The sequence below is a fragment of the Pontibacillus sp. ALD_SL1 genome, assembly GCF_017355605.1.
The window spans coordinates 588,145-612,526 of the sequence record NZ_CP062974.1; the positions used below are offsets into that span (position 1 = coordinate 588,145).

The 24,382-nt window shown below is 40.8% G+C and carries 21 protein-coding genes and 1 tRNA gene; 15 read left to right on the top strand and 7 right to left on the bottom strand.

What is annotated here, in order from left to right; translation table 11 throughout:
* Positions 1–223 precede the first annotated feature (223 nt).
* The 4 genes from IMZ31_RS03020 to IMZ31_RS03035 form a co-directional block, all read right to left on the bottom strand.
* A complete protein-coding gene (locus IMZ31_RS03020; protein WP_207529146.1) occupies positions 224–1,117 on the bottom strand; it encodes a metal ABC transporter permease in 894 nt (297 codons plus the stop codon).
* Positions 1,114–1,983: a metal ABC transporter permease gene (locus tag IMZ31_RS03025; RefSeq protein ID WP_207529147.1), complete on the bottom strand. Its 870-nt coding sequence runs from the start codon at positions 1,981–1,983 to the stop codon at positions 1,114–1,116. Before IMZ31_RS03025 ends, IMZ31_RS03020 begins: the two co-directional genes overlap by 4 nt.
* Before the next feature lie 3 nt (positions 1,984–1,986).
* On the bottom strand, positions 1,987–2,736 hold the full coding sequence (locus IMZ31_RS03030; RefSeq protein ID WP_036786162.1) for a metal ABC transporter ATP-binding protein: 750 nt from the start codon (positions 2,734–2,736) through the stop codon (positions 1,987–1,989).
* Positions 2,737–2,814: 78 nt separating this feature from the next.
* Entirely contained in the window at positions 2,815–3,732 is a 918-nt protein-coding gene (locus IMZ31_RS03035; RefSeq protein ID WP_207529148.1) for a metal ABC transporter solute-binding protein, Zn/Mn family, read from the bottom strand.
* 357 nt (positions 3,733–4,089) lie between these two features.
* Between IMZ31_RS03035 and IMZ31_RS03040 the strand changes: the two genes are divergently transcribed.
* From IMZ31_RS03040 to IMZ31_RS03065, 6 genes are all read left to right on the top strand, one after another.
* Entirely contained in the window at positions 4,090–5,295 is a 1,206-nt protein-coding gene (locus IMZ31_RS03040; protein WP_207529149.1) for an argininosuccinate synthase, read from the top strand.
* 13 nt (positions 5,296–5,308) lie between these two features.
* Positions 5,309–6,694 (top strand): argininosuccinate lyase, encoded by a 1,386-nt coding sequence (argH, locus tag IMZ31_RS03045; protein ID WP_207529150.1) that lies wholly within the window; start codon positions 5,309–5,311, stop codon positions 6,692–6,694.
* 202 nt (positions 6,695–6,896) lie between these two features.
* Positions 6,897–6,970, top strand: a tRNA-Gly gene (locus IMZ31_RS03050).
* 151 nt (positions 6,971–7,121) lie between these two features.
* Positions 7,122–8,831: an ABC-ATPase domain-containing protein gene (locus IMZ31_RS03055; protein WP_207529151.1), complete on the top strand. Its 1,710-nt coding sequence runs from the start codon at positions 7,122–7,124 to the stop codon at positions 8,829–8,831.
* A 37-nt stretch (positions 8,832–8,868) separates the two neighbouring features.
* A complete protein-coding gene (queG, locus tag IMZ31_RS03060) occupies positions 8,869–9,996 on the top strand; it encodes a tRNA epoxyqueuosine(34) reductase QueG (RefSeq protein ID WP_207529152.1) in 1,128 nt (375 codons plus the stop codon).
* A gap of 123 nt (positions 9,997–10,119) precedes the next feature.
* Complete coding sequence (locus IMZ31_RS03065) at positions 10,120–10,650, top strand: methylated-DNA--[protein]-cysteine S-methyltransferase (RefSeq protein ID WP_207529153.1); 531 nt, start codon at positions 10,120–10,122, stop codon at positions 10,648–10,650.
* Positions 10,651–10,795: 145 nt separating this feature from the next.
* Here IMZ31_RS03065 and IMZ31_RS03070 read toward each other — a convergent pair whose 3' ends face one another.
* Positions 10,796–11,506 carry a GntR family transcriptional regulator gene (locus IMZ31_RS03070; RefSeq protein WP_207529154.1) on the bottom strand — a complete coding sequence of 237 codons (711 nt, stop codon included), beginning with the start codon at positions 11,504–11,506 and terminating at the stop codon, positions 10,796–10,798.
* A 148-nt stretch (positions 11,507–11,654) separates the two neighbouring features.
* Here IMZ31_RS03070 and IMZ31_RS03075 point away from each other — a divergent pair, with 148 nt between their 5' ends.
* The 4 genes from IMZ31_RS03075 (at position 11,655) to trmL (ending at position 16,224) form a co-directional block, all read left to right on the top strand.
* On the top strand, positions 11,655–13,007 hold the full coding sequence (locus IMZ31_RS03075) for a 6-phospho-alpha-glucosidase (RefSeq protein ID WP_207529155.1): 1,353 nt from the start codon (positions 11,655–11,657) through the stop codon (positions 13,005–13,007).
* Between the two features lie 88 nt (positions 13,008–13,095).
* On the top strand, positions 13,096–14,667 hold the full coding sequence (locus IMZ31_RS03080; protein ID WP_207529156.1) for a PTS transporter subunit EIIC: 1,572 nt from the start codon (positions 13,096–13,098) through the stop codon (positions 14,665–14,667).
* A gap of 156 nt (positions 14,668–14,823) precedes the next feature.
* On the top strand, positions 14,824–15,702 hold the full coding sequence (locus IMZ31_RS03085; RefSeq protein ID WP_207529157.1) for an amidase domain-containing protein: 879 nt from the start codon (positions 14,824–14,826) through the stop codon (positions 15,700–15,702).
* A gap of 48 nt (positions 15,703–15,750) precedes the next feature.
* Positions 15,751–16,224, top strand: a complete 474-nt coding sequence (gene trmL, locus IMZ31_RS03090; protein WP_207529158.1) for a tRNA (uridine(34)/cytosine(34)/5-carboxymethylaminomethyluridine(34)-2'-O)-methyltransferase TrmL — start codon at positions 15,751–15,753, stop codon at positions 16,222–16,224.
* 68 nt (positions 16,225–16,292) lie between these two features.
* On the opposite strand, the gene IMZ31_RS03095 is transcribed toward trmL, so the two are convergent.
* Both IMZ31_RS03095 and IMZ31_RS03100 read right to left on the bottom strand, forming a co-directional pair.
* Positions 16,293–16,493: a hypothetical protein gene (locus tag IMZ31_RS03095; RefSeq protein ID WP_207529159.1), complete on the bottom strand. Its 201-nt coding sequence runs from the start codon at positions 16,491–16,493 to the stop codon at positions 16,293–16,295.
* Positions 16,494–16,755: 262 nt separating this feature from the next.
* Complete coding sequence (locus tag IMZ31_RS03100; protein WP_207529160.1) at positions 16,756–17,100, bottom strand: hypothetical protein; 345 nt, start codon at positions 17,098–17,100, stop codon at positions 16,756–16,758.
* A gap of 153 nt (positions 17,101–17,253) precedes the next feature.
* Between IMZ31_RS03100 and IMZ31_RS03105 the strand changes: the two genes are divergently transcribed.
* From IMZ31_RS03105 to IMZ31_RS03125, 5 genes are all read left to right on the top strand, one after another.
* Positions 17,254–17,583, top strand: a complete 330-nt coding sequence (locus IMZ31_RS03105; protein ID WP_207529161.1) for a DMT family transporter — start codon at positions 17,254–17,256, stop codon at positions 17,581–17,583.
* 18 nt (positions 17,584–17,601) lie between these two features.
* Entirely contained in the window at positions 17,602–18,042 is a 441-nt protein-coding gene (locus IMZ31_RS03110) for a MarR family winged helix-turn-helix transcriptional regulator (protein WP_207529162.1), read from the top strand.
* 218 nt (positions 18,043–18,260) lie between these two features.
* Positions 18,261–20,156, top strand: a complete 1,896-nt coding sequence (locus IMZ31_RS03115; protein ID WP_207529163.1) for a PrkA family serine protein kinase — start codon at positions 18,261–18,263, stop codon at positions 20,154–20,156.
* 181 nt (positions 20,157–20,337) lie between these two features.
* Positions 20,338–21,870: a Ppx/GppA family phosphatase gene (locus tag IMZ31_RS03120; RefSeq protein WP_207529164.1), complete on the top strand. Its 1,533-nt coding sequence runs from the start codon at positions 20,338–20,340 to the stop codon at positions 21,868–21,870.
* A 281-nt stretch (positions 21,871–22,151) separates the two neighbouring features.
* Positions 22,152–24,251 carry an RNA degradosome polyphosphate kinase gene (locus tag IMZ31_RS03125; protein ID WP_207529165.1) on the top strand — a complete coding sequence of 700 codons (2,100 nt, stop codon included), beginning with the start codon at positions 22,152–22,154 and terminating at the stop codon, positions 24,249–24,251.
* The last annotated feature ends 131 nt before the right edge of the window (positions 24,252–24,382 follow it).

The window sequence follows — 24,382 nt, forward strand, 5'->3', positions numbered from 1 at the left end:
AAGAAGGGCAAACGACGTAAATAACGCCATGATCTGAAAATGGGCTGAAAATGTCCAACAGGGAGAATAATCAATCTACATCCTTACACTAATGAGATCTTCATAAAGGAATAAATAAAACGCTCAGAAGTAATTCTGAACGTTTCTGTTTGTTTATTAAGTTGTTCATATTGCTATAGCATATTATTTTACTAACCGAGTAGGAAGCTAAAGTAGTATACTCTTACGCGTTTAGTTGTTGTTGCTTTTGCATTTGCTTTCTTCTATACCATTTAGCGAGCATGCCGTGTTTTGGACTAAGGAAGAAGGCTAGGGTAAAGAGAAGGCCTGTGGCTGTTGCCATGGCTCCTGAGATGGACACATCTACGAATAGAGCGAATGTATAACCGAGCAAGGATGATAGTGCGCCAATTAGGGCACTTAAAGCAATCATACCACCAAAAGAATCCGTTAGAAGATAAGAAGTAGCACCTGGAACGATTAACATCGCTACAACTAGAATAGCTCCTACACTATCGAAGGAAGCAACTGTAGAGAACGAAACCATCGACATTAATACGTAATGGATCGCTACTACAGGAACACCGATTGATATGGCCAACTGAGGATCAAATGTGCTAATTTTAAACTCTTTATAAAAGAGTAGTATAATGGTTAGGTTTAAGATAAAAACAAATCCTAAGAGCCAGACTGCTGTTGGTCCTAGGTTCATGCCGTTCCATGTCCATGTATCCCATGGAACAAAAGCAATCTCTCCCATTAGAGCATGCTCAACATCGAGGTGGACACTATCTCCTATAAAGGATATGAGTACGACACCTAGAGCAAAAAGGGAGGTGAAAACAACTCCAATTGCCGCATCTGACTGAACCCCACTTGAGTCTAGTAGTTGCACCATTAAAGCTGTGAGTATTCCCACAGTAGCAGCTCCAACAAGCATAGGTACCCCGTTTAAAGAGTGCGTCACAAGAAAAGCTCCTACAATTCCAAGAAGAACGGTGTGACTGATTGCATCTGCAAGCATCGACATTTTCCTAAGAACGAGAAGGGCTCCTGTCATACCGCATGTAACGCCAACTAATACTCCTGTAATGATAATCCATAAACTGTACGTCATGTTTGTCTCACCGCCTTTACAATGATTCCTTTACTAGCTCCAAATAGAAGGGAAAGGACAAAGATTAATGAGGCACACAAGACAATGAGTGGGCCTGTTGGAAGTCCTTCTCCTGCTGTACTTATTAGTGTGCCGGTTACACCAGAGATGGCCCCAAATACACCTGCGATTACACCCATCCTCCCAAGTTGATCTGTCCAATAGCGGGCAGCGAGGGGAGGGGTGATTAGAAGTGCTGCAATAAGGACTACACCTACCATTTGTATTCCGACAACCACTACGCCTACGACGAGAGCCATTAGAACAAAATTAAAGACGCTGACTGGTAAACCGATACCTCGAGCATAGTTAGGGTCAAATATTGAAATCTTAAATTCTTTGAAAAATAGTGATGAAAGAATAATGATTAAAAGGGACCCAACTGCAATGACTTGTATATCGCTCTTAACCATTGCAGCCGCCTGGCCAAAGATGAAGTCCTCTAGACCGCTCTGGTTTCCTTTTGCATGTTTCGTAATATAAGTTAGGAGCATGATCCCAAGACCGAAAAAGACAGATAACACTACGCCGATTGACGCATCCGTTTTAATTCTAGAGTGTTTAACGATAGCTTGAATACAGTATGTCGCAATTAACCCTGTTGTCGCAGCCCCTATTAAAAAGAGAGGGATCGACTTAACACCAAATAAGAGAAATGCTAAGCAGACGCCTGGCAATGTAGCGTGAGCCATAGCGTCTCCGATTAGACTTTGTTTTTTGAGTAGTACGAAGCTACCGATTAATCCGCTGGCAAAACCGAGTAAGGAGGAACCTGCTAAAACCCATTGGGTGTTTGGGTTGGTTAAAAGGCTTAGTAATTCATTCATGGGTTACCCTCCTTGAGTGAGTATAGGACTGTTGCCTAAAAAGGAAATGGCTCCTCCATAAGTCCGTTCTAAATTATCAAGTGTAAAGACACTTTCAGTTGGCCCATAGTCTACAGGTGTTTTATTTAGCAATAGACAGTGGTCAAAGTAGTCTTTTACCGTTTGTAAATCATGGTGTACGACAAGCACCGTTTTACCTTGTTCACGCCATTCTTGCAATAATTTCATAATCGCTTTCTCCGTTGCAGCGTCTACTCCTGCGAATGGTTCATCCATGAAGTAGATTTGAGCATCTTGTGCTAATGCGCGAGCGAGGAAGACGCGTTGTTGTTGTCCTCCTGAGAGCTGACTAATTTGTCTATTTGCAAATTCTTTCATACCGACTTTTTCAAGACACTCATAGGCGAATTGAATTTCCTTCTTATTCGGACGACGAATCCAGCCTATATGTCCATAGCGTCCCATTAGGACAACGTCTAGCGCGTTGGTTGGGAAATCCCAATCCACTTCACTTCTTTGAGGTACATAGCCAATTAAATTTCGTTGTTTTTTATACGGTTTCCCATAAACAACAACATCCCCAGATAAACGAGGGATTAGGTGAAGGATTGATTTAATTAAAGTGGATTTTCCAGCTCCGTTAGGACCAATGATTCCTGTAAGCGTTCCTTCTGGTATTGTGAAATTCACATTTTCAAGGACGGGTTGTCGTTCATAGGTAACAGCCAGATTCTGAATTTCAATAGCTTTCATATAAGAAACTCCTTTCTATTTGACTCCTGTTCTTTCGTAAAACAATGAAGAGGGGACTTAATCCCCTCTAGTCTCTAATTACTTCAATGCATTAACGATTGTATCAATATTGTGTTTAAACATTCCAATATACGTTCCTTCTTCCGTATCCGCTGGACCCATTGCATCAGAATATAACTCTCCGCCGATCTTCAGTTGGTGCCCTTCAGCTTTTGCGCCTTCAACTACAGCGTTAATGGACCGTTCGTTTACACTACTCTCAACAAATACGGCTTTAATATTGCGTTCTGAGACCGTATCTATAATACGTTGGACATCTTTTAATCCGTATTCAGACTCTGTACTCAACCCTTGAAGTCCCATTACCTCTAATCCATATGCTTTGCCGAAGTAATGGAAAGCGTCGTGTGCTGTGACAAGGACGCGGCTTTCTTCTGGAATTTGAGAAATTTGTTCTTTAGCATAAGTATGCGTTTCGTCTAATTTTTGTTTATAGTTTTCGGCTTGTTGTTCATAGTATTCTTTGTTCTCAGGATCTAAATCGCTTAAACCTTTTGTAACTTCATCTACAGCGTACTTCCATAAGTTAATGTCAAACCAGACGTGAGGGTCAGGAATATCAGGATTTTCTGGGTCAGCATCTAGCATATCTTCAGGAATCGCTTCAGCTACAGCGTGAGTTGGTTTTTCAGAGCGCATTTTCGCAAACACATCATTCATTTGTCCTTCGAGGTGGTGTCCGTTATAAAAAATCACATCTGCTTTTTGTAAGTTTTCAATATCACTTGTTGTGGCTTTGTAGGTATGAGGGTCTGTTCCTGGTCCCATTAGACTCTTCACTTCAACATGTTCACCGCCAACGTTTTCAGCGATATCTCCAATTTGAGCGATAGTGGTGACAACCTTAACGTTTCCTTCTTCTTCTGTGCCTGTTTCAGAATTACACCCTACTAAAGCAACAATGGATAGTAATGCGATTGTAATAAACTTTTTCATGTTTCTTTTGTCCTCCCTTTTTGTACATGTTAATAAAAGTTTCCTTTACGCAAAAAAATAATTAAAAAAATGACTTTTCTTTAGCTCTATAAAGATATGAGCTTAGATGAAAAGTGTGCGTGTTTTTATAAAATTTAACCGATACAATAAAAGTTTCCTTAGTGCAAAATATATAGATAACCGAAAGAAATGTCAACAGTTGTGCGTGAAATAAATACATAATTGGTTTTTTATACGTTTAAATGAATAAAAACCGCTTCTATCAATCGTTTTATACACAATTGTTGAATAAGTATACTAAAAGAGTTATAATCATACATACTATAGAACATGGGAGCAGGAAAGGAGATTATTAATATGGGTAAAACGTGTGTATTAGCTTATTCCGGAGGTTTAGATACTTCCGTTTCTGTTAAATGGCTTCAAGAAAAGTACGGTTATGATGTCATTGCACTGGGATTGAGTGTTGGTGAAGGTAAAGATATGGAATCGGTTCGTCAGAAAGCATTAGATGTTGGAGCGGTGAAAGCCATCATGATTGATGCTAAAGAAGAACTAGCAGAAGATTTTCTATTGCCAGCACTAAAAGCAAATGCTTTATATGAAGGAAAGTATCCTTTATCTTCAGCGCTGTCTCGTCCGTTGATTGCTAAAAAACTCGTTGAAGTAGCTCACCAGGAAGGAGCGGTCGCTGTAGCGCATGGTTGTACCGGAAAAGGAAATGATCAGGTGCGGTTTGAAGTAGCGATTCAAGGGTTAGATCCCGATCTTGAAGTCATTGCACCTGTTCGGGAGTGGAAAATGACTCGTGATGAAGAGATTGCTTATGCAAAAGAAAAAGGGATTAACATACCGATTACAGATGAGAATCCGTTCTCGATTGACGCAAACATTTGGGGGCGCGCTTGTGAAGCAGGAGTTCTTGAAGATCCATGGCAGGAGGCACCAGAAGCAGCCTATGAATGGACAGCACCGATTCATCTTACTCCAGATGAGCCAGAGACGATCTTTATTTCTTTTGAGAAAGGGAAGCCTGTCGCATTAAACGGCAAATCTATGTCCCTTGTGGATATAATTGAAAAGTTAAATGTTCTTGGTGGCGAACATGGGATTGGGCGTATTGACCATGTTGAGAATCGCCTTGTGGGCATTAAATCACGCGAAGTATACGAGTGCCCGGCAGCGATGATGTTAATTCAGGCTCATAAAGAATTAGAGCATCTTACTCATACGAGAGATGTAGCTAAGTTTAAACCACAAGCGGAGCAGCAACTTTCAGAGCTTATTTATGAGGGATTATGGTATTCCCCACTACGTGAAGCTCTCCTTGCCTTTCATGAAGAGACACAGGTCAATGTGACTGGAGAAGTTAAGGTGAAGTGCTTTAAAGGGCAAGCGACTGTTTTAGGTACTAGAGCAGATGTGAGTTTATATGATGAAGAATTAGCGACGTATTCAAAAGGGGATGCCTTTGATCACGATGCAGCTGTTGGTTTTATAAAACTGTGGGGACTGCCTTCTAAAGTATACGCTAAAAAGCAAAAGACTAAAGTAAAGGTATAAAGGAGGGGAGAATATGTCATCAAAAGTATGGGGAGGACGTTTTACCGCTAGTCCTAATCAACTCGTAGAGGAAATGAACGCTTCCATCTCTTTTGACCAGGCTCTATTAGATGAGGATATAGAAGGCAGTATAGCGCATGTAGCTATGCTGGCTCGTTGCGGCATTGTAGAAGAAGATGAAGCTCAAAAGCTTACAAAAGGGCTAAAGAGGGTTCATGAAAAAGTAACATCGGGGGAAGCGACGTTTTCAGCTCAATATGAAGATATCCATATGAATGTGGAAATGTTGCTTCATGAAGAAGTAGGAGATCTGGCGGGGAAACTTCATACGGCACGTAGTCGTAATGACCAGGTTGCTACGGATATGCATTTATACCTTAAGAAGAAGGTTAAAAGCATCATGGGACTTTTAAAAGATGTACAATATGTTTTATGTGACAAAGCAGAAGCACACATTGATACGATTGTTCCTGGCTATACTCACCTCCAGCGTGCACAGCCCATTTCGTTCGCCCATCATCTGTTAGCTTACTTCTGGATGTTTCATCGGGACACAGGACGACTTGAGGATAGTTTGAAGCGGATTGATGTTTCCCCCCTCGGTGCAGGAGCCATCGCAGGCACGACATTTCCGATTGACAGAACGTTTACAGCAGAGCTCCTTGGCTTCGATGAAGTTTATCCGAATAGTATGGATGCTGTAAGTGATAGGGACTTCATAGTTGAATTTTTAAGCAATGCTTCGATGCTCATGATGCACATATCTCGTCTTAGTGAAGAGATGATCATTTGGTCGAGTGAGGAGTTTAAGTTTGTCGAATTTGATGATACTTTCTGTACAGGATCAAGTATGATGCCACAGAAAAAGAATCCAGATATGCCGGAACTTTTAAGAGGGAAAACAGGGCGCGTATATGGACACTTAATGGGGCTGTTAACAACGCTAAAAGGGTTGCCACTCACTTATAATAAAGATATGCAAGAAGATAAGGAAGGCATGTTTGATACGGTGGAAACCCTTGAGAAGAGTTTGTCGGTGCTTGCGCCAATGATTGAAAGTATGACGGTTAGAAGTGAGCATATGTATGAGTCAGTGAAACAGGATTACTCGAATGCAACCGACCTTGCTGATTACTTGGTTACGAAGGGAATGGCCTTTCGAAAGGCACACGAAGTAACCGGGAAAATCGTGCTAACGGCGATCCAGAAGAAGAAAAACCTATTAGAAGTCAGTTTTGAAGAATATCAATCGTATTCTTCTTATATAGAAGCGGATATTTATGATTTCTTGCGTCCTGAGAACGTTGTAGCAGCACGTGATAGCTTAGGTGGAACAGCTCCAAATCAGGTGAAAAAACAACTAAATCATGCGAAATCTCTATTAAAGAGCAACTATTAGGTTTAATAGTTGCTCTTTTTGTATACACTATAAGAAAGATTCAAAGAATTCCAACTTCGCATAAATGTTACGGTTTTCGACAATTTTTTTAAATTTCTATTGCCCTATTGTTAAGGGTTTGTTAAGATAATTTCTGTAGCTGATTCAAGCACATAATTAACATTACAGTCATAGTATAAATAATTTATGCATTTGGTGAAATGCGGGTGTAGTTTAGTGGTAAAACCTCAGCCTTCCAAGCTGATGTCGTGGGTTCGATTCCCATCACCCGCTCCATAATTTTATGTTGCCAACGCAGTGTTTCGTTTAAAGGTGTGGAAACGAAGCATTGCGTTTTTATATTGTCCAAAAAGGTTACATTGGTTATAAGGGATTCTTTGCCCTTTATCATAACAACAAGAACCAATAAAGAAAGGGTGCCATTTGGATGAAGGACCTACAGCAAAAATTGAGACAAATTGATGGAAAAAGTTATAAAGGTTATAAGGATATTCAAGGGAGTTATGGATTTCAATCTTACTCGCTTGCGATAGACTATGTTCAGGGTGATCCGTTTGCAGCACCATCTAAAATTCGGATAGTTGTACCATCAAATCAATATAAAATAGCGAACGAGTGGATGGAAACGTCGACTCGATTGACGTATATAGAAGACCTGGTCGCTCGTCATGTTGGCAGAGCGATTCATCAAGATCGTACAGTCGTCAAAGGGTCTGGAAAGAGTGGAGCGATTTCGATTGATGCTCCAGGGCAGGAAATCCTAGAACGAACAGCCGTGTCGATCAATGAAAAACAGACTGAGATCTGTTTATCCATTGGACTTCCGGCGAACGGTCGTCGCATCAATGGCAAAGAAGCCGAGAAATTATTTCTCCAGGTGATTCCTTCAATTATGAAAACATCTTTGTTTAAGATGCGGGAAAATGATTTCGAAGCTGTTTGTCAACTAGCAGATCAGCATGACGCAATCCGCGCGAAGATGAAGGAAAAGGGATGGATCTCATTTGTCGCAGACGATTCTATTCTTCCTCGTGAGAGCGGTATAAGCAACAAGCCTATGAAACGTGCTGTTCCATTTCAAAGTCCGGAAGCCAACAGAGTTTCCTTTACAATCCCTCATCGAGATGAACCAATTACAGGTATGGCTCTGAACAAGGGAATTGTTCTCATAGTTGGTGGCGGTTACCACGGAAAAAGTACACTATTGAAAGCGATCGAGCGTGGGGTGTATCCTCATATTATAGGAGACGGTCGTGAATATGTTTTAACAGATCCTGATGCTGTTAAGGTCCGTGCAGAAGATGGACGCCAGGTTACGAGCGTTAACATATCACCATTTATTAACCACTTACCTCACGGCGAAGATACGATTCGCTTTTCTACAGAAAACGCAAGTGGTAGTACATCACAGGCAGCGAACGTCATGGAAGCCATTGAAGCAGGAGCATCTTCTTTACTCATCGATGAGGACACAAGTGCAACGAACTTTATGATTCGAGATGCGCGTATGCAGGAGCTTGTTGCAAAAGATAAGGAGCCAATTACACCATTTATTGATCAGATTAAGCAATTGCGTGATCAATTAAGCGTATCAACCATCCTTGTTATGGGAGGCTCAGGTGACTACTTTGATGCGGTTGACGATGTTATTATGCTAGATCAATATCTTCCTTATAACGTAACGGATCAAGCAAAAGCGATTGCTGAGAAGTATCCGTTCCATCGTGATGAAGAAGCAGTCAATCAGTTCAAGTCGATGCCAAACCGTCATTTCCTTCCAGGTAGTTTAGATAGTCGAAAAGGGAAAAAGTCGAAAGTACAGGCAAAGGGTCGTACACTGATTTTAATGGGGCGTTCTGAAATCTCTCTACACTATGTGGAGCAGCTTGTTAGTGGTTCTCAAACACGGATGATTGCGGAGGTTCTTCACCATTTAGAGCAAAGAAACTGGCTGAAGGAACAGCGTAGTTTTAAAGAACTGCTAGATGCGATAGAAGACCAACTTGACCAAAAGGGTCTCGCTTCATTTACAGGCTTTAAAGATCAACACCCAGGCGACTTGGCAAGACCAAGACGACATGAGATTGCAGCTACGCTGAATCGTTTAAGAACGAGTAAAGTAGACCAGTTTTCATAAACTAAATCAAGATTATACAGGAAGGGAGGGGATGAAGATGAATATTCATGAGTTGAAAGAAGACGTAAAGGCTTATGCTAAAGTGATTGGGATTGATAAGATTGGTTTTACAACACCAGATGTGTTTACGGAGCTAAAAGAACGCTTACGTACCCAACAAGATTTGGGTTATCAATCTGGTTTTGAAAAGGGGAGCATTGAGGAACGTACAGAGCCGAATCGGTTAGTTCCAGAAGCTAAGTCCATTATCTCGATTGCTCTTGCCTACCCATCAAAGCTTAAGGATGCACCACGTAGTACGAAAGATGATCGTCGCGGATTATTTTGCCGTGCCTCTTGGGGACAAGACTATCACGATGTGCTTCGTGACCGTTTGAATAAGTTAGGCGAATATTTGCAAGGACGTGTATCAGATTTTTATGGTCGGTCTATGGTCGATACTGGGGAACTGTCTGACCGTGCTGTTGCAGAGCGAGCTGGTATTGGATTTACTGGTAAGAACACAAATTTAATTACGGAAGAATACGGGTCTTATGTTTACCTTGGAGAGATGCTAACCAATATCGCATTCCCTCCTGATGAGCCTGTTGAAGATTCATGTGGAGACTGCAACATATGCGTAGATGCTTGTCCGACGGGAGCTCTTATTGAAGGTGGACAATTGAATGCACAGAAGTGTATTGCTTTCCTTACCCAAACAAAAGGGTTTCTTCCTGACGAATATCGTAGTGTAATAGGAAACAGATTATATGGGTGTGACACGTGTCAGACAGTATGCCCGAAGAATCGAAAGAAGCACAATTTAATTCATGCTGAGTTTCAACCAGATCCAGAGAGAGTAAAGCCAAGCTTAAAGCCTCTTCTATCCATTTCGAACCGTGAATTTAAAGAAACGTATGGACAGATGTCTGGTTCCTGGCGTGGGAAGAAACCAATTCAGCGAAATGCGATTTTGGCACTTGCACACTACAAAGATGAAACAGCTCAGGATGAACTTATCCGTTTAATGAACCAAGACCCAAGACCTGTGATACGTGGGACAGCCGCCTGGGCGTTAGGTAAAATTGGGAACCCTTCTGCATATACTGCAATACACGAAGCAAAAGCGAAAGAAACAGATGACGAAGTAGTCGGAGAGATGGATAAAGGGTTGGCTTTATTATAATCTTCGACAAATTCTCCTAAAATTAGTAAGTCTATTTTTATAAAAATGGCTGAAAAACACTTTTACATTCCCTGAATACCATGTACAATAATAGAAAATCTGTTGTAAAAGAAGGGATAAAACATGACGAAAGGTTCCTTCCTTTATTACGATGAAATGGACAGTCCGATTGGGCCCCTAACACTTCTTGCAACTGAAAAAGGTCTTTGTCGCATTGACCATGGTTCGTTGCGGGATGTTGAATCTAGACAAACAACGTGGGCCAGGAAATATTTCTTACACATTGAATACGTTCACGACCCAGCTCAATTTAAGCAATTAAAGCAACAGTTAGATGAGTATTTTTCCAACAAACGAGATCGTTTTGAGGTCCAGCTTGATTTGTATGGAACTCCATTTCAACAAAAAGTATGGAAAGCCTTAGCCGAAATTCCGTTCGGTGAAACTCGTTCCTATAAAGATATTGCCTTAGCTATTCAGGCGCCAAAAGCTGTCCGCGCTATAGGGGGAGCAGTTAATAAGAACCCTCTATCTATTATTCTTCCGTGTCATCGAGTCATTGGAAGTAATGGTGCACTTGTCGGATATGCAGGCGGCCTTGAGCGCAAAGAGCATTTACTTGATTTAGAACATCATAAAGCCGTTTCCTCCTAGGAGGAAACGGCTTTTTTTCGTTTACTTTATTACAGCAAAGAACTGCCGCGTGTCAGACACCCTTTACCTTAGTAAAGGGTGTCTGACACGCGGTGTTCCTTTATAGAATAAAAGTGAGGCAGCTCCTATAGGAGCTGCCTCATTTTTATGGTCTTGATGCGCGAAGTTTGAATTTGTATTCATCGCTTTTAAAGTAGATTTCGCTGTATTCAAAGACGGTGCCATCGAAAAAGATGCTGTGCAGTTGGATCTTTAAGATAGGCGTGGTCTTATCAAGACTCAGTGAAGTGGCTACTTCTTCCTCAGGCAAGATCGGAATAACTTCTTGAAAGCTTTCTTTTATTTTCATGCCTCGCATTTGTTCAATATAGTCATATTTCGATCCGCTCATAATCTGATAAGAGAGGTCTGGAAACATCGTGACTGGCAAATAAGTGTCTTCTAATACATAAGGCGTCTCATCTACTAAACGCTGCCGTCTAATATAAAAGACCTTTTCGCCGTCTGGGAGTTGCAAAATTTCTCTTACATAATCATTAGGAGAAATCATTTGAAAGTTTATAACATGGTTTACTGGTTCTTTATTTAACTGTCTCATTTCTTCTGTGAAACTTTGTAATTCAAAGATATTATGTTCTATTTTTTTCTCATTTACATATGTTCCACTGCCCTGAACCCGCTTTAACATGTTTTCTTCTACGAGGCATTTAATGGCTTGCCTGATGGTTACACGAGAAGCGGAATATTGTTCAGAGAGATGTTTCTCTGTGGGGATGGCTTCTCCTTCTTTCCAATTTCCTGATTCGATTTCTTCTCTTATTTTGTGTGCAATTTGTCTATATAGGGGAGCTGACATAAGGATTCCTCCAGTTCTTCTATAAAACCATTATAACGGAAAATATAAAAAATATCGATCAATGATGTTGACGCTTTCACAAATGTGTATTATATTCATGTTAAGTTATTTTTAATACAAATATAATACCTTTTTGGAGGTTATGAATATGAAAAAACAAAATTTAGTAGTTGTTGGTGGCGGAAGCACATATACAATCGGGATGATTATGAGTTTGATCGCTGAAAAAGAACAATTTCCTTTGAAAACGATTACGTTCTATGACACAGATGGAGAGAGGCAAGAACAGATAGCTAAAGCAACAGATGTTATTTTACGCGAGAAATATCCTGAGCTTGAAAAATTCTCTTATACCACAGATAAAGAAGAAGCTTTAAGAGGAGCTGACTTCGTCTTTGTTCAAATTCGTACAGGTGGATTGCAGATGCGTGAGAAAGATGAGCAGATTCCTCTTCGTTACGATTCGGTTGGCCAGGAAACATGTGGTCCAGGAGGGATGGCTTATGGACTACGTTCTATTGGAGATATGATTGATCTCGTCAATGACATAAGACATTATGCTCCTGACGCTTGGATTCTGAACTATACAAATCCTGCTGCGATTGTAGCGGAAGCACTTAAGCGAGAATTTCCAAACGATAAGAAACTATTAAATATTTGTGATATGCCAGCAGCTATCATGGTAAGTTACGCAGGGATCTTAGGGAAAGATGTTTTCGACCTTGTGCCAGAGTACTTTGGTCTGAATCACTTTGGTTGGTTTACAGGGATCTATGACAAGGACGGAAATGACCATACACAAACGATTAAGCGTGCGATTACAGAAGATGGATTCATACCAGAAGACGCTGAAATTGCAAATGACCCATCTTGGATTAAGACATTTAAGCAGGTTGAGCGGATGGTCAATGACTTTCCTGATTACCTTCCAAATACGTATCTGCAGTATTATTTATACCCAACTGAAATGGTGCAGAAAGAAGATCCTGAGAACACAAGAGCTCGCCAAGTCATTAATGGTCGTCAGGAACGTGTGCATGCGTTAGCTGACCAAATTGTGGCAGATGGAACGACGGAAAATGTTGAGTTAGAAGTTGATATTCACGGGCGCTACATGATCCGTGTAGCTGCTTCGATGGCATACAATAACGGCGATATTTTCATCGTAATGGTTAAGAACAACGGTACGATTGCCAACCTTCCAGATGATGCAATGGTAGAGGTTCCGGCTATGATGACAAACCGCGGACCTAAACCATTTGCTGTAGGGCACATCTCAACTTTCTATAAAGGGTTAATTGAAGGCCAGCTTGCTTATGAGAAACTCGTAGTAGATGCCTACTTTGAGAATAGTTATGAAAAGGCTCTCCAGGCGTTAACTTTAAATCGTACGGTTGTCGACGCACCTGTTGCACGTCAAATTTTAGATGACTTAATTGATGCGAATAAAGACTATTGGCCAGACCTTCATAAACAGAGTAAGGAAGCTGTTTTACAGTAAAAGGTGATAGATGGGCCCGGACCACACCCCGGGTCTTCTTCTCATTTGAATAGGTAAGCGTTTTCGTATTAAAAGGGGGATCGGAATCGTGAAAAAATATTTTGGATCATTACAGAAGTTTGGTAAATCGTTGATGGTTCCTGTGGCACTCCTGCCGGCAGCAGGTATATTACTAGGTTTTGGGGCAGCGCTGACAGGTCCGCTGGCGGAAACCGTTACATTTCTACAACATGATGTTGTTCAATTTATCGGTGAAGGCATGTCAGATATCGGAATTAGTATATTTAACAACCTTGCTGTTATCTTTGCAATCGGGGTAGCGATTGGCTTAACTGGCGGATCAGGAATTGCTGCTTTAGCAGCGTTACTTGGTTATGTGATTATGAATAAGACCATTTCTTTTGCACTTGGTATCACTCCTGAGATGGTAGCAGATAACGGTGAGTATGGGATGGCGCTTGGCATTCCGACGCTCGAGACAGGGGTGCTCGGTGGAATTGTTGTCGGGTTACTTGCGGTTTGGGTATATAACAAATTCCATGAGTTTGATCCTCCGGAAGTGCTCGGTTTCTTCGCTGGGGATCGATCAGTAGGGATTGCAATGGTATTTACATCGATCTTTCTTGCTATAGGGATGATGATTGTATGGCCACCCATTCAAAGTGGTATAGATGCTGTTGCGAACGTGATTGCGAACGGTGCAACAAATCCTCTGTACATTGGTCTCTACGGTTTCTTGGAACGTGCCCTTATTCCAACAGGATTACACCATATTTGGTACGCACCGTTTTTATGGACGTCACTCGGTGGAACAACGGAAGTGGCTGGTCAAATGGTATCAGGTGACCAATATATTTTCTTAGCTCAAATTGCTGAGGGTGTAGAAGTTACGGCTGGTCGCTTTATGGCAGGGAAATTCCCAGTCATTATGTTTGGGTTATTAGGTGCAGCCCTTGCGATGTATCGTCAAGCTGATAAAGACAATCGACCGGTTGTAAAGGGAATGCTAATCGCAGCTGCGGGGACGGCTTTTCTAACAGGTATTACCGAGCCGATTGAATTTACATTTTTATTTGTAGCTCCATTGCTTTTTGTATTCCACGCTTTCCTAGCAGGGGTTTCTTACGCTGTTACGTATATGCTAGATGTCCATTTAGGATGGGCCGGGGGCTCTGGATTTATTGATTATGTTCTAGTAAACGCTATACCTGGAACAGGAAACTGGTGGATGAACCTTGTATTAGGTGCTGCATTCTTCGTTATTTACTTCTTTTCCTTTTCTTTTGCAATCAAGAAATGGGATCTTGCTACACCAGGTCGCGGTGGACAAGAGAACAAGCTCTATACAAGAGCAGATTATAATGATAAGAAAGGCGATGAGAAGGAAGGTAAGAAGGATAAAGGAAGCGCTAATAGAGAAACAGCTTCGGCGATTATGGAAGCTCTAGGTGGACAGGAAAACTTAAAACATGTTGATGCCTGCTTCACTCGCTTACGTGTTGAAGTCAGTGATCGTGAGAAGATTGACGAAGACAAATTGAAAGCTTTAGGAGCAGCTGGAGTTGTAAAAGTAGACCACAATATACAAGCCATATTTGGCGGGCGCTCCGACCTTTATAAAAACGAAATTAACCGCATCATCAAACAAGAAACAGCCTAATCAAAAAGGGACAGGGATCTTTACCAACGTAAAGAAAACCTGTCCCTTTTTCGTGCTTTAGAGCAGTGAAGGGTGCCAGGCACGCGTTCATGCTTTAGTGTGGGAAAGGGATGATTTGCGGTGGTGTTTCATAGATTGTAAGAAAGGAGGGGAGCTATGGAGATTCAAAGGCGGTTACAGAGGTACTGGGAAAGATCCCTCAATAGCAGTGAGATTGACGCAAGGAATCATTCATGGATCACTCATAAAATGAAGTGTCATGAAAAGCGCGGGTCAAGAGTTGTTCGTGTAACAGCTGAGGGGGCTCCGTATCGATCATTATATACAAATGGCGGAGAGCATCAGGTAGATTATGCCCTATATGTCACTTTCTTTATACAACAAGGAGACTATTATTATATAGAGGAGGAACAGCGTAATCATAGGGCACATTTCGTAAGAGGGGAGCTACTCTACGATGAGCAACTGCCTGCTCCTCATGAGCCAGAGGTCCCGCGAGATGCTCTCACATTAATAAATGAAGAAGGTACTCTCGAGAACGAGGGAGAGAGAGGAACCTATGATCGGCAGAAGGCGGTGCAGTACGCTAATTTGTGGTGGAACACTTATAACCCTGCTTATCGCCACTTCACAGATGATTGTACAAATTTCATATCGCAGTGTCTTCGAGCTGGAGGGGCACCGATGTGGGGCTCGCCTGCTAGGGGGAAGGGCTGGTGGTACAACAGTAAAGTTTGGAGCTATAGCTGGACAGTTGCGAATGCTATGCGATGGTACTTAAGCGGAGCAAAGCAAGGGGTTCGAGGCAGGGAAATGGAGAGGGCAAGTGATCTTATATTAGGGGATATTATTTGTTATGACTTTGAAGGGGACGGAAGGTGGAACCATACGACCATAGTAGTAGAAAAAGATGCCTTTGGTGAGCCTCTTGTCAATGCTCACACTTCAAATAGCTATCACCGCTATTGGGACTACGAGGATTCTACAGCATATACTACAAATATTCAGTATAAGTTTTTTCGAATAGGAGAGTAGAAAATATGGTATAATACTGTAGTTATTACATGTTAGAGGTGACTGCAAATGGCTCTTCATATCGTATTATACCAACCAGAAATCCCAGCCAATACAGGCAATATCGCAAGAACTTGTCTGGCTACAGATACTGTACTGCACTTAATTCGCCCACTTGGCTTCTCTACAGATGATAAAATGCTTCGTCGTTCTGGCCTTGATTATTGGCACGATGTTGATGTTCGCTATCATGATTCTATTCATGATCTGTATGAAGCTCATCCGGATGGCAGCTTTTATTTTATTGAAAATTTCGGTACGAAATATTGGACGGATTATGATTATAGCAACCCGGAAGAAGAATTGTTCTTTGTGTTTGGACGGGAGACAGACGGTATTCCAAAATCCTTACTAGAAGGTAAGGAAGACCAATGCTTGCGTATTCATATGTCTGATAAAGTTCGTTCTTTAAATTTATCGAACACGGCCGCAATTGTAGTGTATGAAGTATTACGTCAGCAAGGATTTCCTGGATTAAGTTAACGAAAAAAGCCGATCTGTCTGATAATGACAGATCGGCTTTTTTATGTGTATCAAACATACTTAAAAAGTCAGCTTTTGAACGTATAAGGTTCTTGCCACGTATTGTTTTTTCGGTGTCTCATGAAATCCGATCCCACCCAGGTGATATAGACAAATGGTAGCAATATGTTTAAAAGGCCACCTTCACCTGTGACTAGATAATGAAAAAAGTAATAGAGCAAGGCTGCGGTAAAGAGAAGTTTGATATAGAATACATGGATATTTTTCATCTAAAAAAGCCTCCTTTACTATAAAAAAACCAGCACCTTCAAAAGATGCTGGTTTTATGTAGCGCATTATTTTGTATCGTAACCTGCTGAGAAAATGGAAACAACAAAAGTTACAATAACCCCAAGAATTAACATGATCTTCATATCTGATGCCCCCTTAGTCTTGAAACGAGAAAATGTTCGCTATTAGTTATTATACCCAATTTGGACAAAAGTGTGAACATAGAATAGGTTTTTTCTTAGTTGAAATGTGAACGTTTTCTTAAGGTTGCTTAGTAACTATGCGCTGAGCAGACACTTTCATGTCATGTTTGCTGTTCTTAGACTGAAGAGTTAAGGTATCTTTCGTCACACTATACGCCCACATCAACTTCCCGCGATCTGCTGCAATTTTTATATGCTGATCTTCAATAAGTTCATATTGTGAGGTCCATCCGTTAAGGGTTATCATACCATCTTCTTTTAAAGTTAAACGATCTCCTGTATGGAAAGATCCCCCCTCTTCTAAAATAACCCATGTACCATATAGGGAAGGAGGTTTTTCGTTGCAGCCTGCAGATATAGTAAGTAACAACAACCCTATTATGATAACGATTCGTTTGTTCATCCGCTCTCAACTCCTTATTGATGTATATGCAATAGAAAGAAGAGGCATGTTCCATAGAACGAGATTGACATAAGATTAGTAACGGTGTAATATTAGTTTAGTTAACTAAACTAAACTAAACTAAAATATTAAAATGTAAAGGGGTGGGTGTACATGGGTTACATTTATCTACTAGCTGCCATAGTAACGGAAGTGTTCGGAAGTTCCATGTTGAAATGGTCTACAGTCGAAGGCATATCCAAACTATGGGGAACGATTGGAGTTATTTCTGGATTCTTGATGGCTCTTTTTTTCCTTCAGCTCACTCTTCAGTACCTCCCATTAAACACAGCTTATGCGGTATGGGCTGGTGGGGGAACCGCGCTCACAGTAGCTATTAGCGCTCTGCTTTTTAAAGAACAAATCAATGGTATGATGATTGCGGGTTTAGTGTTGATCATCGGTGGTGTCTTTATCCTGAATATGGCTAAAGCTGCCCATTAATAGATTAGAGGGATACTCATGAAGACGAATGAAAAGGCTGCTTATTTACAGCATCTATATGAAGAATTGTGGATGAATCTGGCTGAAGAAGAAGATCGGTTCAAAGAATATGGTCTATCTTCAACTGTAGAAGTTCTCCTAACCACAGTGATTCGATTGGAGAAACCTACAAGCAGTCAGTTAGCGAAAAAATTATCAATTACAAAGAGTGCAGTGAGTCAAATGATCTCAAAGTTAGAAGAGGATGGGTTCATTATTAAACTTGCTGACCCAGATGATAAGCGTATTCAACGTATAGGTTTAGGTCATAAAGGTGAAGCTTATGCCAAGGATCTGGAGCAATACGACAGCTATGTCTATGATTTATTTGCAAACAGTCTCTCTGACGAAGAGCTCACTCAAACGGCTCAATCGTTTGAAAAGGTTTTACGGAACATCCATCAAAAAGCTGACGCCTAAAAAGAGGGGGGTCAGCTTTTTATATGGTTTAAAAGTTCTTTCATGTTACGTAGCGCTAAGTAAAAGTACATAGTGTACAGAGTGATAAATGATGAAGTGTTTCCTTAAGCTCATATGTAATGGACATGAATCTTCTCTTTCGACTCATTTTTCCGAAACCTCGTACATAGACTGTATTATTCAGTGCTTGCCTAACTTCAACAGGGGAGGTCTTTTGAGTGGATTTCTTAAAAAAGGTGCAAAGTTACAGGGAAGAAGAGGAGAATTTGAAGTGGGAAGGGACATTTGGTGAGTATTTAGACATGCTTCGAGAACGTCCGTACCTGGCTCAGTCGTCTCACTCCCGTGTTTATAATATGATTAAACATGCGGGAATTGAGGAGCAAAATGGAAAAGTTCATTATAAGTTTTTTGATGATCAGATCTTTGGGTTAGAAGAAGCGATGGAGAAATTGGTGGAGGAATATTTCCACCCTGCAGCCAAGCGACTGGATGTAAAGAAACGTATTTTGTTATTGATGGGACCGGTCAGTGGTGGTAAATCAACACTTGTTACGTTGTTAAAACGCGGATTAGAGCGATTTTCTCATACAGATGAAGGTGCAGTATATGCAATTAAGGGGTGCCCGATGCATGAGGATCCTTTGCACTTAATTCCACAACATCTCCGGGAAGATTTTGCTGATGAATTTGGTGTCCGCATTGAAGGGAATTTATCACCTCTAAACTTAATGCGGCTTGAGCAAGAATTCGGAGGACGTATTGAAGATATGCCAGTCGAGCGAATCTTCTTCTCAGAGGATAAGCGGACGGGTATTGGAACCTTTAGTCCGTCTGATCCTAAATCACAGGATATTGCGGATCTGACAGGTTCGATTGACTTTTCGACGATTGCGGAGTATGGTTCTGAATCTGACCCTCGAGCCTATCGTTTTGACGGTGAACTTAACAAAGCCAACCGAGGCATCATGGAGTTTCAGGAGATGTTGAAATGTGACGAAAAATTCTTGTGGCATTTACTATCTTTAACCCAGGAAGGAAACTTTAAGGCAGGAAGGTTTGCTTTGATCTCAGCAGATGAGATGATTATCGCTCACACGAATGAATCGGAGTATCGCTCGTTTATTTCGAATAAAAAGAACGAAGCCCTCCATTCTCGGATGATTGTTATGCCAGTTCCATATAACTTAAAAGTCACGCAGGAAGAACGCATCTATGACAAAATGATTAACCAAAGTGATATTAGAGACGTCCACATTGCCCCTCACACGTTGAAAGTGGCCGCGATGTTTACGATTATGACTCGACTGAAAGACTCGAACAAAAATAACATCGATTTATTGAAGAAAATGCGCTTGTATGATGGGGAAACCGTTGAAGGCTTTAGTGATGTAGATGTAGAGGAATTGCGCAATGAGCATCACGATGAAGGGATGAGTGGCATTGATCCACGTTATGTCATCAACCGTATTTCATCAACCATTATTAAAAAAGAGATGACGTCGATTAACGCGCTAGACGTGTTACGCTCTTTGAAAGAAGGGCTTTCAAGTCACGCATCCATTTCAAAAGATGACCGGGAGCGTTACCTGAATTTCATTTCAGTTGCTCGTAAAGAGTATGACGAGATTGCGAAGAAAGAAGTGCAAAAAGCCTTTGTGTACTCTTATGAAGAATCTGCGAAGACGCTTATGGATAACTACCTCGACAACGTTGAAGCATACTGTAACAAATCGAAGCTTCGGGATCCGTTAACAGGGGAAGAGCTTAATCCAGATGAAAAGCTAATGCGTTCCATCGAGGAGCAAATTGGCATTTCTGAAAATGCGAAGAAAGCGTTCCGTGAAGAAATCCTCATTCGCATTTCAGCATATGCTCGTAAAGGGAAGAAGTTCGATTATTCTTCTCACGAACGTTTACGAGAAGCGATCCAGAAGAAGCTGTTTGCCGATCTGAAGGACGTAGTGAAGATAACTACCTCGACGAAAACACCAGATGAACAGCAGCTTAAGAAAGTAAATGAAGTAGTGGCGACCCTTGTAGAGGAGTACGGTTACAATTCTAGTTCAGCCAATGAGTTGCTAAGGTATGTAGGTAGCTTGTTAAATCGATAGGTAGTAGGGAGACCGGATCGTTTAAGCGATCCGGTTTTTTATTTCATGATAAAGACTATTAAAATACGTTTCAAAGAGGTAAATGTTCATCCGGATGAAAGAATGTATATCTAATCAAGGGTTAAAGGAGCACCTGTGCTATAATGGTGGAAATTTCATTGTTAGAAAAGGGTGTCTTCCGATGAGTGAACAGCATTATGCGATTATTGATATAGGATCCAACACAGTGCGATTAGTCGTTTATGAGCGGAGTGAAAGTGGGCGTTTTAAGGAAGTAGAGAATATTAAAGCGGTAGCTCGGCTAAGGAATTATCTAGGAGAAGATTTTAATCTAAGCGAAGAGGGGATCGAGAATCTCCTATCGATTTTACGAAGTTTTAAGAAAGTCACAGACACTTATGAATTAGAGCAGCTTCTTTGCGTAGCTACAGCGACGATTCGTCAGTCACTTAACCAAGAAATGATTACTAAACGTGTAAAGGACGAGCTTGATCACGATATGCGGATTCTTTCTGAAGAAGAAGAAGCTTACTACGGATATCTTGCTGTTGTCAATTCTACAGCACTTCGTGAGGGCATTACGGTTGATATCGGTGGTGGAAGTACAGAAGTTACGTATTACAAAGATAAGGAAATTAAGCATTCTCATAGCTTCCCTTTCGGTGCATTAACGCTAAAGCAAATGTTTGTGAAAGACGATGTGCCGTCGGCTAAAGAGATGGAAAATGTGAAGAATTACTTAATGGAGCAGTTTCATTCATTGTCCTGGTTATCAGACAGAAGAGTACCTGTCATCGGGATCGGGGGAAGTGCTCGTAACATGGTACAGGTCGATCAGTCACTGAAAAGCTACCCATTAGCTGGCCTTCACCAATACCGCATGTTTGAACACGATATGAGTTTTATAAAAAGTTATTTACTAACGTTGTCATTTAAGAAGCTGCAAAAGGTCGAAGGATTAACGAAAGACCGTGCGGATATTATCTTACCAGCCATTGAAGTCTTTCATTCTCTATATGAGGTGACAGATGCCACATCGTTCATTTTGAGTCGTAAGGGACTAAGAGACGGCGTGTTTTATGAACAACTAATGGAAGATTTTAATATCACAGTTTTTCCTGATGTATTAGAAGAAAGCTTTAACGAACTGGCCATTGACTATAATATTAATTATAAACACGTTCACCAGGTAACTCATTTAGCGCAAATCATGTTCGATGAGTTGCAAGAAGCGGAAGTGAGCCACCTAACAAGAGAAGATGTGACCTTGCTTAAGCGAGGTGCATACGTATTTAACCTTGGGGAGTATATTGACTCAGAATCAAGCTCTCAGCACACGTTTTATTTACTAGCCAATCGGACCATCGATGGTTTGATGCATAAAGAACGACTTATGCTAGCTCTTGTTGCTTCTTATAAAAGTAAGCCAATCTTTAAACAGTACCTTCATCCGTATAAACATTGGTTCTTAAAAGAAGAGAAGAAGAAAATTCGAACCCTTGGAGCACTGACGAAATTTGCTTACAGCTTTGATTCAACAAGGAGAAGCGTTGTAGAAGATCTACACGTAGAAGTGAAAGGTGAAGATATTAATATCGTTGCTTTTTGCAACCAGGATCCTATGGCGGAAGAATATCAAGTTGAGAAGCAAAAGAAACATCTAGAAAAAGCGCTTAAAATGCGAATCAACATCACATTCACACAAAAAGGGTAGCCACTAAAGCTACCCTTTTTTTACACACTAAAGCATGAAAGCGTGCCAGACACCCTTTCGTGCTTTACTAGCATGAAGGGTGTCTGGCACCGTTTCGTGCGGTGGTGTGTGAAAGGTTCAAGAGGTGTGATAGTTTTTTGTGGATTGACATAGACTAGTCAGTGGTAAATAGAAGTGAAAAGTTAACACGAGGTTCATATTTGATTAATACGACAATAATAATTTGTTGATAAAATATAAGTGATTACATTTGTCTACTTTGGATGAAAGGGTGAGGAGAGATGGAAACTATTCAACTAGATAATCCACGTTATTATAATAACCGTGAATTAAGCTGGTTAGCTTTTAACGAAAGGGTACTACAAGAATCGTTAGATAAACGTAACCCATTAATGGAGCGCTTTAAATTCCTTGCGATTTTTAGCTCGAACTTGGATGAGTTCTTTATGGTTCGTGTAGCTGGATTAAAAGACCAGGTAAAAGCAGGATTCAATAAGCCAGAGAATAAAGCAGGCCTTACCCCAAAGGAGCAGTTAGCTAAAATTTCTGAGAAAAACCATAAACTTGTTGATATGCAATATTCGACATATCAACACATCTTACTTCCTATGTTAGAAGAGCATAAGATCTCATTTGTAGAAATGGACAAACTTACCACCATGCAACACGATGCGATGGAAAAATATTTCGATGAGCAAGTCTTCCCTGTGCTGACCCCTATGGCAGTGGATGCGTATCGTCCTTTTCCAATGCTTCTTAATAAAAGTATTAATATTGCCGTTGTGCTTGAAGATACGTTTGATGAAGAGGAATACTCTGAGAAAACGGCTATTGTTCAGGTCCCTGCCGTCCTCGATCGATATATTGAATTAGAGGTGGATGAGGAAGGGACACGCAAGTTTATGATGCTTGAAGATATCATAAGCCACTTTATCTACAAAATGTTTCAAGGGTATAAGGTCAAGTCTGTTACAGAATTTCGAATCACGCGAAATGCAGACATGACGATTCACGAGGAAGGTGCACGAGATTTATTAAAGGAGATTGAGAAGGAGCTAAAAAAGCGGAAATGGGGCGCGGCAGTTCGTTTAGAGATTAAGCGCGAACAATATGATCCGAAATTGTTAGAGTTTCTTTTGAATGTTCTTGAGATCCATCGTAAAGATGTATACGAAATTGACGGGCCTCTTGATCTTACGTTCTTATTTAAATTTTATAAAGATATGGAAGAATACAATGATTCCCTTATCTATGAAGCGTTAATTCCTCAGCCGCCTAAAGACGTGGGATCAGATGAAGATTTATTCGAGCTTGCGGCAGAGCGTGACGTATTTCTACACCATCCATATGAATCGTTCCAGCCTGTTGTAGACTTCGTAGAGGATGCCGCTGATGACCCGGACGTCTTAGCCATTAAACAAACACTGTACCGGGTAAGTGGAGGCTCTCCGATTATTGAAGGTTTAAAAAGGGCTGCTGAAAAAGGGAAACAAGTTACGGTTCTGGTGGAGTTAAAAGCTCGCTTCGATGAAGAGAATAACGTGCAATGGGCAAAAGAACTTGAAAAAGCCGGATGTCATGTTATATACGGGATGAACTATTTAAAGACTCACAGTAAAATTACACTAGTTGTCCGCAGGAAGAAGCATCAGATTGAGCGATTTGTACACCTTGGCACAGGAAATTATAACGACCAAACAGCTAAATTGTATACGGATATGGGGCTTATTACATCAGATCGTAAATTTGGAATCGATGCAACAAACTTCTTTAATTACTTAAGTGGTTATACAGAGAAGCCAGCCTACCATCACATCTCAATGGCGCCATTTGATATTCGTAGCGACCTGGTGGCTCTCATCGATCAAGAGATTGAAAGTCACAAGAAGCATGGGAGTGGTCGAATTATTGCCAAGATGAATTCGTTAACAGATAAGGTTATTATTAAAAAGCTTTACGAAGCATCAAACGAAGGTGTTCAAATCGACTTAATCGTTCGAGGAATTTGTTGCCTTCGTCCGGGAATTAAAGGTGTCAGCGAAAATATTCGAGTACGAAGTATAGTCGGCCGTTTCCTGGAGCATAGTAGAATTTATTATTGTCATCAAAACGGGGAAGGTAAAATATATTTATCCTCTGCAGATTTAATGACACGTAATATGGAAAAGCGTGTAGAGCTGCTCTTCCCAATCTATGACCACCATATAGAGTCTAGGTTACACCAAATACTAGAACTTCAGTTGAAAGATAATTTAAAAGCTCGTGTTCAGGATGAGCATGGTAATTACCACTACGTAAAGAAAAGTCCAAACGAAGAAGAACTCGATAGCCAGCTAGAACTATTTGATCGAGCTTACACGGTGAGCGAAGATGAAGAATAATAGTTGAAAAATCAATAGGTACAAGTGTACAATATTCCGTACATTTGTACTTTTTTTATTATCTTTTTCAATTTTTTTTGTTTTCTTAAAAAAAACTAGGGTAAAGTAGTTGAAGAAGAAAACGGAAAAAA

Coding starts and splice junctions, on each gene's coding strand:
- queG (WP_207529152.1), top strand. CDS start 8,869: ATGAATATTCATGAGTTGAAAGAAGACGTAAAGGCTTATGCTAAAGTG.
- IMZ31_RS03030 (WP_036786162.1), bottom strand. CDS start 2,736: ATGAAAGCTATTGAAATTCAGAATCTGGCTGTTACCTATGAACGACAA.
- IMZ31_RS03105 (WP_207529161.1), top strand. CDS start 17,254: ATGGGTTACATTTATCTACTAGCTGCCATAGTAACGGAAGTGTTCGGA.
- IMZ31_RS03040 (WP_207529149.1), top strand. CDS start 4,090: ATGGGTAAAACGTGTGTATTAGCTTATTCCGGAGGTTTAGATACTTCC.
- trmL (WP_207529158.1), top strand. CDS start 15,751: ATGGCTCTTCATATCGTATTATACCAACCAGAAATCCCAGCCAATACA.
- argH (WP_207529150.1), top strand. CDS start 5,309: ATGTCATCAAAAGTATGGGGAGGACGTTTTACCGCTAGTCCTAATCAA.
- IMZ31_RS03125 (WP_207529165.1), top strand. CDS start 22,152: ATGGAAACTATTCAACTAGATAATCCACGTTATTATAATAACCGTGAA.
- IMZ31_RS03100 (WP_207529160.1), bottom strand. CDS start 17,100: ATGAACAAACGAATCGTTATCATAATAGGGTTGTTGTTACTTACTATA.
- IMZ31_RS03095 (WP_207529159.1), bottom strand. CDS start 16,493: ATGAAAAATATCCATGTATTCTATATCAAACTTCTCTTTACCGCAGCC.
- IMZ31_RS03070 (WP_207529154.1), bottom strand. CDS start 11,506: ATGTCAGCTCCCCTATATAGACAAATTGCACACAAAATAAGAGAAGAA.
- IMZ31_RS03120 (WP_207529164.1), top strand. CDS start 20,338: ATGAGTGAACAGCATTATGCGATTATTGATATAGGATCCAACACAGTG.
- IMZ31_RS03065 (WP_207529153.1), top strand. CDS start 10,120: ATGACGAAAGGTTCCTTCCTTTATTACGATGAAATGGACAGTCCGATT.
- IMZ31_RS03110 (WP_207529162.1), top strand. CDS start 17,602: ATGAAGACGAATGAAAAGGCTGCTTATTTACAGCATCTATATGAAGAA.
- IMZ31_RS03085 (WP_207529157.1), top strand. CDS start 14,824: ATGGAGATTCAAAGGCGGTTACAGAGGTACTGGGAAAGATCCCTCAAT.
- IMZ31_RS03035 (WP_207529148.1), bottom strand. CDS start 3,732: ATGAAAAAGTTTATTACAATCGCATTACTATCCATTGTTGCTTTAGTA.
- IMZ31_RS03020 (WP_207529146.1), bottom strand. CDS start 1,117: ATGACGTACAGTTTATGGATTATCATTACAGGAGTATTAGTTGGCGTT.
- IMZ31_RS03025 (WP_207529147.1), bottom strand. CDS start 1,983: ATGAATGAATTACTAAGCCTTTTAACCAACCCAAACACCCAATGGGTT.
- IMZ31_RS03055 (WP_207529151.1), top strand. CDS start 7,122: ATGAAGGACCTACAGCAAAAATTGAGACAAATTGATGGAAAAAGTTAT.
- IMZ31_RS03075 (WP_207529155.1), top strand. CDS start 11,655: ATGAAAAAACAAAATTTAGTAGTTGTTGGTGGCGGAAGCACATATACA.